Here is a 15,214-nt window from a genome sequence, read left to right as displayed (position 1 = left end):
GCACTGTCCGATATCTGATCGGACAGTCATTAATCCAGATCTTGGCGGAGTTTCGATTCCAATCGCTTCGTAGCGGAGATGTCGACAAAGGTGATTACGGCGCCGTCGATTACATTGTCCAGTCTTCGATACGGCATAATTCGCACAGAATACCAACGGTCATCTGCGGTGGAAATCTGTTTTTCGGAAAAAATTAAAGTACGCAGCGTTTCTTTCGCATCGTCTTGCAACGTCGGGTATTGCAAGATGGTGGTAAGGTCGCTAAGCGGCCGGCCAATGTCACTTTCCCGGACACTGATGATCTTCGACGCCTGCTCGGTATAGCGCCTAACGTTCAATTTCTGATCCAGGAACAATATCGCAATGTCAGTACTGTTAAGCAGATTCTTCATGTCGCTCTCGGCGAGAGCGAGATCGTCGAGTTTAGTCTGCAACTCAGCATTGATCGCGTGCAGCTCCTCGTTCATAGATTGCATTTCTTCTTTCGAAGTGGTTAGTTCCTCATTGGCCGATTGCAATTCTTCGTTGGTCGATTGCAACTCCTCGTTGGTCGATTGCAGTTCTTCGTTTGATGCATGCGCCTCTTCGCGCAGTTTCAGGATTTCGTCCTGATATTGTTGCAAGTCAAACTCATGAGAAGCCTCCACTAGACTCTTCCCCTTACGCCCTCCACGTCGTGGCGACGGCATCGCCACATCACGGAATACGATCAGCAACATGCCTTGCAAAACAGCGGGTTCGCGGAATGCCTGCACGGTAACATCGACACGCTGCACGCCTTCCGCGCCTTGTACTTGCAAACCGCGCAACTGTACCGGCTCGCTTTCCGTGGCGGCCTGTTTCAATGCATCGGCAAGTGGTGCGCGTAAACCCTCACGCACCATGGCGTAGAAGTTCCAATTGGCTTTACCTGCGGCCGGTTCCAGGTAGTTGCCGGTGCGCCCGCTGATGTAGACGATGTCGCCAGCGTTATTGACGACCACGTCAGCACGTGCATACATCTGCAATAACACCTGATCGGCGGCCGTTTGTAAATTCTCAGCGGGTTGGGAAGTAAGGGTGGGATGGGGCACTGGAAGTTCCTTTTTATTCTTGGACAGGGGAGGAAACGACTTCACCAACAGATCCTGGTCGGTGTTGGAAGCATTGTCTTGACGCAAATATAACCGCAATCTCGACTCGATCGGGGTGAACAGCTGCTCGAATCGCCCGATTGTCTCCGAACTTCCCAATAGCAGCACGCCGCCTGGACGCAGGCTGTAGTGAAACAAGGGCAATAATCTGCGCTGAAGCGTGGCGTCGAAGTAGATCATCAGGTTGCGGCAAGAAAGCAAGTTGAGCTTGGTGAAAGGTGAATCGAGCACCACATCGTGCTGCGCAAACAACACCATATCGCGGATGTTCTTGCTGATCCGGTAGTATTTATCGTGTGCGCTGAAAAAACGCGCCAATCTTTCCGCTGACACGTCAGCGCTGATCGAGGCAGGATATAGCCCGCGGCGTGCCATAGCAATGCCATCCGGGTTGAGATCCGTGGCGAAAATTTGCAGCGTGTAATCGTGGTGTAGTGACAGTCGCTGCACTACCTCATTGAATAGGATGGCCAATGAATAGGCTTCCTCTCCGGTTGAGCAGCCGACAACCCAAGCGCGCAGTTTTTTCTCGGTGGTCTGCCGCGCCAGCAGTTCCGGCAGAATGAAATCCGCCAATTGTTGCCAGACTGCGGGGTCACGAAAGAAGCTGGTCACGCCGATCAGCAACTCCTTGAACAGTAGATCAATCTCTTGCGTATTCTGTTGCATGAATTCTGCGTACAGCGCCAGTGTGGTGATCCCGTGGATTGCCATACGCCGCTCGATGCGGCGATGCAGGGTGCTGGGTTTGTACACGGAAAAATCGTGCCGGGTTTGCTGGCGTAATAAGCTGAAAATGCTTTGCAGTGGATTCACCGGCAAAGCCGGGAGTTCCGAAGATGCTTGAACCACTTCCTCGGCAGCGATGCCCGGCTCCTGCAGCTTGGGTGCCTGGGCAGTATAGGCCAGAATGCGCGCTGGTAACTCGGCTGGTGATGCGATAATGTCGGCGCAATCAGCGGCAATGGCGCTCCGAGGCATGGAGTCGAACTGCGCCGAATCGGGCTGCTGCACAACAGTTAGACCGCCCAATGCCCGGATCGCCTGCAAACCTAGCGTGCCGTCCGACCCCATACCGGACAAAATCACCGCAATCGCGCGTTCACCCTGGTCGCGCGCCAGGGAAGAAAACAAAACGTTGATTGGCAACCGCAAACCACGCGGCTCGGTGGGTTTTGCCAGATTCAGCACACCGTCAACCACGCTGAGTTCCGTGTTCGGTGGGATTATATACACGCAATTCGGCTCGACGCGCATCCTATTTTCAGCCTCTCGTACCGGCAGCTCGGTGACACGCTGAAGTAACTCAGCCAACAAAGCTTTTTGCGTAGGATCAAGATGCTGCACCACGACATAGGCCAGGCCGCTCTCCGGCGGCACCTGCTCCATAAATAGTTCCAGTGCCGCAAGGCCCCCGGCCGAAGCGCCGATGCCGACGATGCGCGTTATAGTCGACGGATTAGCGGGTTGGTTGATGCCAGGCAGAGAGTCCATGGGCAGTTTTCAGGTCGCCAGCCGTTCCGGCAACAGCCGTTGTGATTCGCGCTTCACTACGGCATAGCACTCGCAAACTCTGGCTTCCAAGCCGGCACGATCGAGCACCGTGATGTGTCCGCGTTGATAGGCGATCAGTTCCAGCTTTTGCAGGGTGCGGGCAGCCTCGGTAATGCCTTCCCTGCGCACGCCCAGCATACCCGCGATGACTTCCTGTGTGATCATCAATTCGTTACCCGGCAGGCGATCCAGACTCAGCAACAGCCAGCGGCATAGCTTCTGTTCCAGCAAATGGTGACGGTTGCACACCGCCGTCTGGGCCACCTGTGTAATGAGCGCCTGCGTGTAGCGAAGCAGCAGGTGCATCATGGCACCATTCCGGTCAAACTCCGTTTTCATTGGAGCGGCCTTAATTCTGAACGCGCAGCCTGCACTTTGCACCACCGCTTGTGACAAGGTGGTGCCGCCCATGAACAACGATACGCCGACGAGGCCATCGTTGCCAATAATCGCTGTCTCGGTAGAAGCGCCATTTTCCATCTGGCACAGCAGCACAACGATCGAGTCGAGCGGAAAATAGAGGTTCTTCAATTCGCTGCCCGACTCTTAGAGCACCTTGCCAGCGGGAATTTCTATCTTTACCAGGTGTGGCGACAAACGCTTCAAAGCATCGTCAGGCAGGACCGCAAGCAGCCGGTTCAGCTGCAGGTCTTCTTGGCAGGTCGAGTGAATTGATAATTGTTGAGTAGTCATTCATACCTTATTGGTTGGGGCCAATCGTATGAGCAAGACTCAAATACGCGAGTCAAGCTCCTGGTGATCGCTTGTATCCATAAGTACCAGCAGCAAATATCCGTTGCTTGGCGAGACGCTGGCCACGACCTGCAAGTCGCGTGAAACACCTTCACCACTGTCAATTTTCACCGCGCAGGTTTCTCTGATGCTGCCGGAGCGTAGCCGCTTCAACAATGCAAGCAGCGCCAATCCGCTGGCAGGTGTGAAGAAGCTGTCGAATCGTTTCCCGCTCAATTCGCCGCAAGCGACACCCAATAGGCTGGCACCGGCGCGATTGCCTTGGATGATTCTGTCGCTGGAATCAACAGTGAAGTATGCGACCGGTGCGAAATCATACAGAGCGACAAAATGCGTCAGCTCTTCCGCAAGCTCGCTCCGGTCCTGTTCCATCTGTTCATGCTGAAGATCCAGTTCCACTTGGTGGACTTGGAGCTCGTGAAGAAATTTGAGCGCATCGCCAGCGGTTTCAGGAGCCCTGGCCAGGTCATACAACATTGACAGTGCATTGATACCGGGCACCCACCCCAGTGTGGGTTTAGCAGAACCCTTTTTAATCAAGGCTTCCGCCTCTTGGCGCAGAATTGTTTGGGGATCAAGACTAATGTTGGGAGTGCCGGGACCGTGCATATAAACTCCTGGTATATATAAAATATAAACAAACTTTTTTATCAAATTCTGATTATGAATTTTAGTGTGTTTTTGAAGTTTTTAATTGCCTTTGTAGATGCGCCATAAATATTGCCAATTGCTGATTGGTTGCTGTTTAAAACTATTTCAAAGTCTCAAGGAAAAATGGGCTATCGCCACTATGTTTTGCTAATTTTCTGACAGAACTCTAATTAATGATCGTGGTCGTGGTTATGTCTACGACCACCATCTCCTTTAGGCGCGAGTGGGGTAAAACGTGCTCCTTGCGTTTCATATTCGGGAATTGCTATAAAAACCGCAATTGAAGTGTCTGGAGTAATTTTAAACTGACCGCTTGCTCTCATTATATTTCCATTTTCTGGCACAAGGATTACGGCTTTTCGCTCACTAGCCTTGCCTACTTGAATATTTGCTTTACCGTGCCCACCCTGCACTGGAATTGGTATATCCCCATGATCGGTTACATACACTGTCAACTCACCATCCTTGGCAACTAACTCTAAATGAAAGGGACCTGCTGCACGAAGTTGGCCGCCATGAGGCGCTTCAACTGTAGCCAAATACTCATCAGTATGGGACCAAGCAAACTGTGACAACATCACTATCGCGCTTAACAAAGCTAATGGAATGAATTGTCTTATCATCAATTTACTCGCAGAGTATTAATTAAAATAAAATGGTCAAAGCGAAAAGAATTTCGCCGCATTAATGAACATGGTCACTGGGTGGCGGAAGAATTTCCTTTTCACTATTCAGCTGAGCAAGCTGTTGTGTCAGAACACTGATATCTGCCCAGCCACTTTCGTCGATAGCAGGTATCCACCTCGCACGCAAATAGCCAAAGCGATCTATCAAAAACTCAAGGTGCTCCGGGATCACGCCCTCATTTAATATATCCGGATTAGTAAGCGTTCTTCGAAATAAAGTATAGCTATTTTTTATCTCTAATGAACCTTCTGTTACAACCGGATAAGGAATATCCGCTGCCATATCTATGATTTCTTGTTTGTCCAGATTACTCATCGGGATCGCTAAAATGATTGTATTAAGCTCCTGGAGCTTATCATACGATGCTTTCAATTCTTGCAGTCGTTCCTGTGATTGCGGCCAAGTGAATAATACGATCATTACATTTTTCTTAAGCCGAAAATCCTTTAGAACCCCACTGGATCCATCATTTGCAAAATACGAAAAAATAGGCGGGCCAATAGAGGGTCTCTCAGGAACAATCTCAGGACTCTGAAGGCGCGCTTTATAACCGCGCGACATGGCATGAATGTAATTGACAACATCCCAGCGATCCTCTTCTGACAAATTACTGGAAAAACTTGGCATACCCGTCGCAGCTATTCCATGTGTTAGCCAATGGAAGAAATCTCCAGCAGTATGTTTTGCCGTGTGTGCTTCAGTCAATAAATCAGTGGGCGGTGGATTAAAAGTTTTTGCAATAATTCCATTGCCTTTACCTTGCGGACCATGGCAAGTCGTACAATTCTGTGAAAATAATTTCGATCCATTAGAGATAGAGATCGCGTCAAAAGGAACGGGCGTACTCTGGTAAGTTTCAGGATAAGCAACCACTGCCAGTTTAGGTAATGCTATTGCAAAGGCGGCCATTGTTAAGACAAATGGGACACCAAGGCGTTTTTTTATATCCCATTTGCTTTTAATACCTAACCCGATTGAGCCAGCTGCCAATATGAAAAGTGTCACACCAATCCAGAAAAAAATCTGAACATAGGGTTCTTCCCAGGTAGCATCGATTGAAAATCTAAAAGGATAGGGCCAATTCTCAACCATAGCATGCTTTGCTGGTTTGGTATTAGATACGATAGTCGCCAATAATACCAAGATCATAGCAAGAACAAATTCAACGCTTACCCACCGCTTCATTTGTTGGCCACCGCTTTGAGTTTCTTCGCCAGTATTAGCTCGAATCAACAAAGGCAACCATCTGGAACGAGCTTGAAAGGCGATGATTAAAATCATCGCCAATAATGTGAGTTTTATGTTTAATAACCAACCATACGAACTAGCAACCATTGCATGGTAGTCTTCCTCGATCATGCGGTCAGCAACGATAATGCCTGTGGCCATAATCATGACCATAGCTGGCAAAGCCAAAGAAGAAAACTTTTTCAAGCTATTAATACTCAGCAAATCCAACGATTGGTCTGAATAGTTCTTACTAAATATTATTAATAAGACAGCAGGCAAAGCGCCAAACCAGATACCCGCGAAAAGAACATGCAGCGCATACGGCAGTATTGAAACGACAGACATTTCATCTGCGGCAGAATGGCTTACGAGTGATCCGATCATCAAAGGTAAAGACGCAACAACCGCGCATAGGATGTAATGCCACCTCACCCTGTAAACATGCTGAATATATAGCGCGACTCCTAACAAAACTACCGCAAATACCGCACGAGCCGCCCAAATTTTTCCTACGCGAGTCTGTTGCACGACTTCCAGCCAAGCTTCAGGCCGCCACGTATTAGCAGCAATACCGGTTGCTTCGCCTGTTGTTGTCGCCAGAATAACGAGCAATCCCAGTAAAATGACGCCACCCAACCATGGAAATATTTTTTCCAGCCGGACTACCCAAGCGCTTTCAAATACAGCTTTTTGTTGCCCAGCGATAGCAAGAAAAATACAGCTACCGAACAATATCAGATTAGCAATCAGCTGTGACCAACGGGCAAATGTAGCAACGATCTCTATCATCTTTTTTTACTTTTTTTCGCTTGCAACTGTGAAATTGTATTCTGAATCAACCACGTGACCATCGACAGAAAGCACTCGGAATTTCACGGTGTAGCGCCCTGGTTGCATATCCGGTAATTCCAGAACAACAGACTTCGGGTCTTTTGAATCCACTTCTACTTTGTTATCCGTAATAGATTTTTTATCCTCATTGAGTACCGAAAGCGCCGCATAGGCGGGTTCAATTTCTTCATTGAACCAGAGATGAATCCGTGCGGGTGGTGTGGAAAGCACAGCACGACGAGCGGGCTCAGCTTTAACTAAGGAGGCGTGTGCCAATACTTGGCTTGCCTGCATAAGCGTCATTGCCGCTACTATTACGGATAACGCTAAGAATCGCTTAAAAATAAATCCAGGCCATTTTATTTTCATTCGTAAACTCCTTTTAGATTTGTTATATCACCTTGTGAGAGCGGAGCTTTAATTTAGTTCCGAGCATCTATCAAACCAAACAGCTTCTGTTTTTTGATCTATATTGCTGTTTGCTTAGACTCCTTCAAATATAGACTAAATTCGCCTTTTATCCTATTCACATTTCCGACCAGCCAATGGCACCCGTGTATGCTGTCACCAATATGACCATACCAAATACGATGCGATACCAGGCAAATACCGTAAAATCATGATTACTGATAAAGCGGATCAGCCCGCGCACCGCCAACAGCGCACTGATGAAAGCAGCCACAAAACCCACCGCAAACATGCCCAAATCATCCCATTCTAAAAACTCACGATGCTTGTAGACATCATAAAAAGTGGCTGCAAACATGATGGGAATTGCCAGGAAAAATGAAAATTCTGTGGCGGCTTTGCGCGATAAGCCAAAAAACAACCCCCCGATAATCGTAGCACCCGAGCGTGAAGTGCCAGGAATTAGCGCAAGGCATTGTGCCAACCCGACTTTCAATGCGTGTTTCCAGTCCATATCATCGACTTGTTCCACTTCAATCACATGTGTTCTGCGCTCTGCCCACAAAATTAGGAAACCGCCGATGATCAACGCCAGTGCAACCGGTACGGGATGAAACAAATAGAATTTGATGGTTTTAATAAACAGTAAGCCCATGATCGCGGCTGGTAAAAATGCAATCAGCAGGTTGATCACAAAACGATTGGCTGCCGGATTGGAGCCGATTCCTTGGATCACTTCGATGATCTTACTGCGATATTCCCAGCAAACTGCCAAAATCGCACCCAACTGAATCGCGATGGTAAATACCATGGCGCGCTCATCATTGAAATCAAGCAAATCACCGACCAGGATCAAATGACCGGTGGAAGAAACCGGCAGAAATTCAGTCAATCCTTCAACAATGCCCAGGGTCAACGCTTTTAACAGTAAATTTAAATCCATATCGTGGTGTTCTATGCTTTTATAAGATTGAATTTGACAATAAGAACGTGCAATCAACTTTACAATTTATTGTAAATTTCCGCGCCCTTCTCCTTAAACTCCGCTGATTTTTGCGCCATTCCCAGCTTCAAGGCATCTTCTTCAGCGACCCCCTGATTGGCGGCATATTCCCGCACATCCTGAGTAATTTTCATTGAACAGAAATGCGGGCCACACATGGAACAGAAATGCGCCACCTTTGCGCCATCCTGTGGCAAGGTCTCATCATGGAACTGTTGCGCCTTGTCCGGATCCAGACTGAGATTAAACTGGTCTTCCCAACGGAATTCAAAACGTGCTTTGGACAGCGCATTATCCCGAATTTGCGCACCGGGATGTCCTTTTGCCAGATCCGCTGCATGCGCGGCGATCTTGTAGGTAATAATACCGTCCTTGACATCATCCTTGTCCGGCAAACCCAGATGCTCTTTAGGCGTTACATAACACAACATCGCGGTACCATACCAACCGATCATCGCAGCGCCAATAGCAGATGTAATGTGATCGTAACCTGGGGCGATGTCGGTCGTCAGCGGACCCAGCGTATAAAAAGGTGCCTCATCGCAATACTTTAATTGCAATTCCATATTTTCCTTGATCAAGTGCATCGGCACATGGCCGGGTCCTTCGATCATGGTTTGCACATCATGTTTCCAAGCTATCTTGGTTAATTCACCCAGCGTTTTCAGTTCGGCAAATTGTGCTTCATCATTCGCATCATAAATAGAGCCAGGACGGAGCCCATCACCCAGAGAGAAGCTAACATCATAAGCCTTCATGATCTCGCAAATTTCTTCAAAGTGCGTATACAGGAAACTTTCCTTGTGATGTGACAAACACCATTTAGCCATAATCGAACCGCCGCGAGAAACGATACCCGTCATGCGTTTCGCGGTCATCGGCACATACGCAAGGCGCACACCGGCATGGATGGTAAAGTAATCAACACCTTGCTCGGCTTGTTCGATCAACGTATCACGGAAAATTTCCCAGGTTAATTCCTCGGCTTTGCCATCGACTTTTTCCAAAGCCTGATAAATAGGCACTGTGCCAATCGGCACCGGGCTGTTGCGGATAATCCATTCGCGTGTTTCGTGAATGTTCTTGCCGGTAGAAAGATCCATCACCGTGTCACCGCCCCAACGGATCGCCCAGGTCATTTTTTCCACTTCTTCCTGAATACTGGAACCTAATGCGGAATTGCCGATATTCGCGTTGATTTTCACCAAGAAATTACGTCCGATAATCATTGGTTCGGATTCAGGATGGTTGATATTAGCCGGGATGATGGCGCGCCCTCGCGCTACCTCATCGCGCACAAATTCCGGAGTTATTAGTTTGGGTAATGATGCGCCAAAATCCTGGCCCGGATGCTGACGGGTTAATAATTCATGATTTTGCGCATTGAATGCCTCAACGTGCTGATTCTCGCGAATCGCGATAAACTCCATTTCTGGTGTAATGATGCCGCGGCGTGCATAATGCATCTGTGTGACATTTAATCCGGCCTTGCTGCGGCGCGGTTGTCGTTGCAAGTTAAAGCGCATGTCTGCAAGCTTAGGGTCTTTTAAACGTTCCAGGCTGTAAGCAGAATTGAGACCTGATAATATTTCGGTATCATTACGCCCATCAATCCACTTTTCGCGCAATGCCGACAATCCGGAACGGATATCTATCTTTATCGCTGGATCAGTATAGGGACCGGAGGTATCGTAGACCCAGATCGGCGGATTTTTTTCCGCGCCGGCACTGGTGGTAGTATCGCTCTGGCGGATTTCCCGCATTGGCACCTGAATATCGGTTCGCGAGCCTTGTACATAGATTTTGCGTGAATTCGGTAGCGGTTTTACGGCTGCTGCATCGACTTCAGCGGTTGTGTTGGAAAAACTTTTTGGGTTTAAAACTGTAATGCTCATAATAGTATTGCTCCTTAGAAGTGCCATAAAGAGCGGGAGAATAAATCCCAGCTTCCCTACGGCGGCATTATCCGCGTCAGGTATTAAGGGACTATCTCACCAAATATCAGACAATTCTGAAAACGGACCCCTAGCTGATGCTGTGAAGCTAATGGAAATGTGAAATAATTGCAAGTCTTACATCAATTTGAGAATACGGATTAGAAATGAATCTTGAACAAACTCGATTTAATATGGTTGCGCAGCAAATCCGCACATGGAATGTATTGGATGATAACGTACTGGATTTACTATATAAAATAAAACGTGAAGAATTTGTTCCAGCCGAGAATCGCGCAATGGCTTTTGTCGATATGGAAATTCCGCTGGGTTATGGCCAAGTAATGCTTACCCCCAAAATGGAAGCACGCGTAGTGCAGGAACTTCACGTCAAAAACACAGACAAAATTCTTGAAGTTGGCAGTGGCAGCGGATACTTGACGGCGCTGCTGGCCGATCAAGGTGCGCATGTTTACAGTGTGGAAATCATTCCTGAACTCAAAACGTTCGCAGAAAATAATCTTAAAGCGCACGAAATCACAAATGTAACCATCGAACTGGGTGATGCTGCACGTGGTTGGTCCAAAAATGAACCTTATGATGTGATTGTTTTAACGGCATCGACGCCCGGTTTACCCGATGCATTCCAGAAAAGCTTAAATCCGGGAGGACGATTATTTGCGATTGTCGGAGAAGATCCGGTCATGGAAGCTTTACTGATCACTTGTATAGTACCCGGCGAATTCACCACAACCAAGCTGTTTGAAACCAGCACACCACCGCTCATCAATGCGCTGCAACCGACAAGGTTTACCTTTTGAGTATTAAAGAAATTACATGTGTTATCCGACCCTGTGTTCGACTTATAACTGAAGCTTCATCAGCTCCGAATTCCTATCGGAAAAATCCATGAAATTCTTGCAATTTGTTTTTGCGGTCTTTATCGGCATTCTATGGCATTGCTCTCTGCAAGCAGCCGATTTGATGGGTATCTATCAGGAGGCGTTAACCCAAGATCCACAGTATCGATCGGCACGTGCTGCTTATCAAGCTGCAGAAGAAAAATTACCGCAAGGTAGAGCCGGGTTTTTACCGAATATCACGTTCTCGGCAACGCGCCAGGTGCAAGAAGTAGAAACCAGTTTCGCCGGCACAAATATTATTCAAAACAGAGGTCTTGTCCTTTCCGCGACGCAACCGCTCTTCCGGATGCAGAATATTGTCATCTATCAGCAGTCGAAAATAGAAGTCAGCAAAGCCGATGCACAATTTGTCGTTGCCGCACAGGATTTGATATTGCGGGTTGCGCAAGCTTATTTTGATGTTTTGGATGCTCAGATCGATGTCGAAGTCGCCGAAGCGCAGAAAAAAGCCATTCTGATACAGCTGGAACAAGCCAAGCGCAATTTCGAGGTAGGCGTATCCACCATTGTGGATACCAATGAAGCACAAGCACGTCATGATCTGGTTATTTCGCAAGAAATCGCTGCGCGTAATGCACTTGAAATCAAGAAACGCACGTTACAAGGCATTATTGACCGCTTCCCTGAAAATCTCGTGGGCGCTAAAGAAATTGCCGCAGATTTGACTAATTTGCGTTATAGCAGCATGGACGAATGGGTGCGTGTTGCTGAAGAAAAGAACTTTGCTCTGAAAATCCAGCAAGCTGCGTATGAAATAGCGCAACAGGATGTAAAAAAAGTCTGGGCGCAACATTACCCGACAGTGGATTTGGTCGCTCAATACAGTGATCAGACCGGTGTTGGTGGTGCGATTACTGGCCGTGGAATTGATCTCACATCAAAATCAATCGGGCTGCAACTTAATTTTCCCATATTCCAGGGGTTTTCTGTGCAGTCCCAAGTGCGCGAAGCATTGGCGCTGCAGAATAGAGCATTACACGATTTGGAGAACGCCCGGCGTAACATCACGCTACAAATACGCCAGCAATATCTGAATGTCACGAATGGTATTGCGCAGGTAAAAGCACTCAAGCAAGCTTTGAAATCCAGTCAAAGTCAGTTAGATTCAACTATTCTTGGACAACAAGTCGGCGTTAGAACCGAAGTGGATGTGCTAAATGTTCAGCAACAACTTTACTCTGCCAAACGCGACTTAGCCAAAGCTTATCACAGCTATTTAATGTCCAGATTACGTCTGAGCGCGGAAGCGGGTGAACTGGACGAGGATACGCTGACACAAATTAACGCGATGCTGACCAAGTAATCGGCAATTCCTCGAAATAAAGGCAGGATAATTCCAAACGAGCACGGCCACTATTCCACTTCATAATTTTACACATGCCTTGCGGTTAGCAAGCCGTTAAAAATGGATTCGAGACAGCCGATGCAAGGCAAAAACAGGTGAAAACTGCCGTTTATGCGTGATAAATAAGCATTTTTAGCATCACAACAACAACTCCGATAGTTTTTCAACAGCCTTGTTAGCCCGATTGATCTGTCTTCGCTTCTTCCTGCTTTATTGCATTAGGAGTCTGGCTACGTGTCAATTCAGATGGCAAGTCACGCACATGCAAATCGAGTTGTGGAAAGGCAATTTCAACGCCATGCTCGGCAAATAATGCCATGATTCTTGTATTCAGCGCATTCTGGACTTCCAGCCGATGAATTACGGTGTTAACAAATACACGAAGCTCAAAATCGAGAGAGCTTGCACCGAAAGTCAATAACCAGCATGAAGGTTCTGGTTCCGCCAGCACTCGTTCATCTTCCCTGGCAGCCTGCAATAGCAGCGTACGTACTTTATTCGGATCAGCGCTGTAGACAACCCCTACCCGGATAACAACTCGAGTGATCGTATCAGTCAATGTCCAGTTAATGAGCTGACCAGTAATGAAGGTTTTATTGGGAATCACAATTTCTTTGTTATCGAAATCAAGAACGGTGGTCGCGCGAGTACGGATACGGGTAACCCGCCCGGAAAGATCGCCGACCGTGATCACATCACCAACCCGAAATGGCCGCTCAAACAACAAAATGATACCGGACACAAAGTTAGCAAAGATTTCCTGCAGGCCAAATCCGAGTCCGACCGTTAAAGCTGCCGCCATCCACTGCAACTGCGACCAGCGCATGCCCAAAAAACTCAATCCCACCAGGGTGCCCCCAATGACGATAGTGTAGCGTAACACGCTGGTGATGGCATACCGTGAAGCTGCATCAATGCGGATATGTGACAATAAACTAATCTCAATCAATCCCGGCAGGTTTCTGGCGCCAACTGTAGTCAGAATCAGTGTAAAAATGCCCAGCAATACAGCTATCAAAGTGACTGGTTGCTGGATCGTGGTTCCATCTGGGCCGCTATCGCTGAAGTGCCATAACGCGATCTCGTCCAAACGCGCGATGGCCGGCAGCACCGCAGACCAGACCCAAATCAGACCCAACGCGAGCAGACTTAAACGCAGCGCCCGAAGCAGCCGTTTGGTCTGCGCGTTAACCTGTTCGAGCGTGATATTTTCTTCCGGCTCTGCCGTTACCTCGCCGGTTGCCACGCTATCTTGAGCTGCCTTTGCGCGGCGTTCCTCTAGCCGCTGCAGCATAAGCCGCCGTTCTCCGAGCAAAAACCAGCGTGAGAGCATTCCCAGCGCGATGGTAATCGTAACGATTACACCAAAGCTGGCCAGTAACGACTGCAGCATCATACCCGCAGAATAGATATAACCGGCTAGCGCCAATGTTGCAATAGCCAGCAATAATAGCGGCAGAAGCAGACGCAGCAGCTTGCGCAGCCTCGACGGTTCACCGATTACGCCTCGAACAACCCAGAGACGGCCAACATCCAGCAGACGCCAAAGGGACCAAGCAAGTCCCACGCAACACAGCACAATAGCAACGCGCGCCTGCACATCAATAGCCAAGTCAAGCTTACGGATAAATGCCAGCGAACAGATGAAATATAGCGGTAAAACGACAACAGCGATTCTCGGCAAACCATAGCGCAATGCGACACGACGCTGCCGAGTCCAGCGAAAATGCGCGTGACCAAGGCCGCGTTCCATACTGGTCCAGCGCAGCAATTGCACTATCAGTACCGGCATTACCAGCAACATGCAAGCCTGGCCTACGGAATGACTGAATCGTCCGGGATCACCTATACCTTGTAGCAATTGCCCTGACAAGATCAACATGACAGGCCCTGGTAAAGTAGCCAGCAAGGTCCATCCCAATGCAGTGATGGTCGTCTGGTAGCTATCTTTGCGTATCTGATAGGTATCAATTGCTAAAGCCTCAATATGCGCTGGGGCGCGGCGCCGCAGTTCCAGCAAGACCAGCATTAACAGCAGGCTGCCGAGCCAGATTAGGGACTGCTGGCGGAAGTTGCGCAGACTCAGCTCCATCGTGGTAATGAAACGCGATGGCTTGATCAAGTCGAGCAATCCTTCCGGGAGCCGTTGCAACCAGTCTGTATCGATCACACTATGGCTTGGAATCCATAGCAGGTGACGATCTAGCATCTGCTGCAATTCTTCGGTAGCTTGGATTTGCTCCTGCAGAGTTTGCTCGCTCTTTTCCAGTGCCGAGATTCGCCGTTGCAGTAGAGGCTCCAGCAAGACTAATAACTCGGCACGTTTTTGCAGCAAAGGGAATAGCTGGTTATTTGCATTTTCTTCGGCGTGACCATCGTCGCTCGCCTCCGGACGCGCCTCTGTCAATGTCTGGGCAACAGTGCCGATATCGACCAAGCTTCGTTGCTGTTCGCTTAGCACGACCCGTTCCAATCGCAAATCAGCCAGGTCATTACGAATCAATTTCAGCCGGTTTTCAAGTCGAACCAGAGATTCTAGCCGGCGCCGCTCACTCCACAACCAACGACCAACGCGTTCGCTTGCCCCCCCCACCTCAAGCCGGGTCCGGCTATCACGCAAGGCTACTGCAGTGCGTTCTCGGGCTCCTTCGATACTGGCCAAAGCAGCACGATCATGCGCCAAATTTTCATTTTGTTGTATGAGTTCCTCACCCATTGCACGATTCGTAGTGGCGGCAGATGTCAGAATCGCGGCGGCGCCT

The 15,214-nt window shown here is 48.6% G+C and carries 11 protein-coding genes and 1 riboswitch; of the genes, 2 read left to right on the top strand and 9 right to left on the bottom strand.

Annotated features, from left to right (window positions below; all coding sequences use genetic code 11):
- Nucleotides 1-29 precede the first annotated feature (29 nt).
- The 8 genes from K2P83_RS02085 to thiC form a co-directional block, all read right to left on the bottom strand.
- The gene (locus K2P83_RS02085; protein ID WP_292926218.1) at nt 30-2,627 is read right to left on the bottom strand and encodes a chemotaxis protein CheB; all 2,598 of its coding nucleotides are present in this window, start codon (nt 2,625-2,627) and stop codon (nt 30-32) included.
- A 9-nt stretch (nt 2,628-2,636) separates the two neighbouring features.
- On the bottom strand, nt 2,637-3,218 hold the full coding sequence (locus tag K2P83_RS02080; RefSeq protein WP_292926217.1) for a Crp/Fnr family transcriptional regulator: 582 nt from the start codon (nt 3,216-3,218) through the stop codon (nt 2,637-2,639).
- 201 nt (nt 3,219-3,419) lie between these two features.
- Nucleotides 3,420-4,049, bottom strand: coding sequence for a PAS domain S-box protein (locus tag K2P83_RS02075; protein ID WP_292926216.1), 630 nt, complete (start codon nt 4,047-4,049; stop codon nt 3,420-3,422).
- Nucleotides 4,050-4,261: 212 nt separating this feature from the next.
- Complete coding sequence (locus K2P83_RS02070) at nt 4,262-4,714, bottom strand: hypothetical protein (protein WP_292926215.1); 453 nt, start codon at nt 4,712-4,714, stop codon at nt 4,262-4,264.
- A 61-nt stretch (nt 4,715-4,775) separates the two neighbouring features.
- Complete coding sequence (locus K2P83_RS02065; protein WP_292926214.1) at nt 4,776-6,797, bottom strand: CopD family protein; 2,022 nt, start codon at nt 6,795-6,797, stop codon at nt 4,776-4,778.
- 6 nt (nt 6,798-6,803) lie between these two features.
- Nucleotides 6,804-7,208, bottom strand: a complete 405-nt coding sequence (locus K2P83_RS02060) for a copper resistance CopC family protein (protein WP_292926213.1) — start codon at nt 7,206-7,208, stop codon at nt 6,804-6,806.
- A 157-nt stretch (nt 7,209-7,365) separates the two neighbouring features.
- Nucleotides 7,366-8,190, bottom strand: coding sequence for an undecaprenyl-diphosphate phosphatase (locus tag K2P83_RS02055; RefSeq protein WP_292926212.1), 825 nt, complete (start codon nt 8,188-8,190; stop codon nt 7,366-7,368).
- A 59-nt stretch (nt 8,191-8,249) separates the two neighbouring features.
- Nucleotides 8,250-10,145, bottom strand: coding sequence for a phosphomethylpyrimidine synthase ThiC (gene thiC / locus K2P83_RS02050; protein ID WP_292926211.1), 1,896 nt, complete (start codon nt 10,143-10,145; stop codon nt 8,250-8,252).
- Between the two features lie 36 nt (nt 10,146-10,181).
- A riboswitch (TPP riboswitch) is annotated at nt 10,182-10,287 on the bottom strand.
- A 64-nt stretch (nt 10,288-10,351) separates the two neighbouring features.
- Between thiC and K2P83_RS02045 the strand changes: the two genes are divergently transcribed.
- On the top strand, nt 10,352-11,005 hold the full coding sequence (locus K2P83_RS02045) for a protein-L-isoaspartate O-methyltransferase (RefSeq protein WP_292926210.1): 654 nt from the start codon (nt 10,352-10,354) through the stop codon (nt 11,003-11,005).
- 88 nt (nt 11,006-11,093) lie between these two features.
- Nucleotides 11,094-12,410 (top strand): TolC family outer membrane protein, encoded by a 1,317-nt coding sequence (locus K2P83_RS02040; protein WP_292926209.1) that lies wholly within the window; start codon nt 11,094-11,096, stop codon nt 12,408-12,410.
- Nucleotides 12,411-12,627: 217 nt separating this feature from the next.
- On the opposite strand, the gene K2P83_RS02035 is transcribed toward K2P83_RS02040, so the two are convergent.
- Nucleotides 12,628-15,214, bottom strand: a 2,587-nt coding sequence (locus K2P83_RS02035) for a mechanosensitive ion channel domain-containing protein (RefSeq protein ID WP_292926208.1), incomplete at its 5' end; no start/stop codon positions are given.

The organism is Nitrosomonas sp. (assembly GCF_019752415.1).
GTDB lineage: Bacteria > Pseudomonadota > Gammaproteobacteria > Burkholderiales > Nitrosomonadaceae > Nitrosomonas.
The sequence above is the reverse complement of the archived record's forward strand: the minus strand, read 5'-3'. Positions and strand labels throughout refer to the sequence as shown.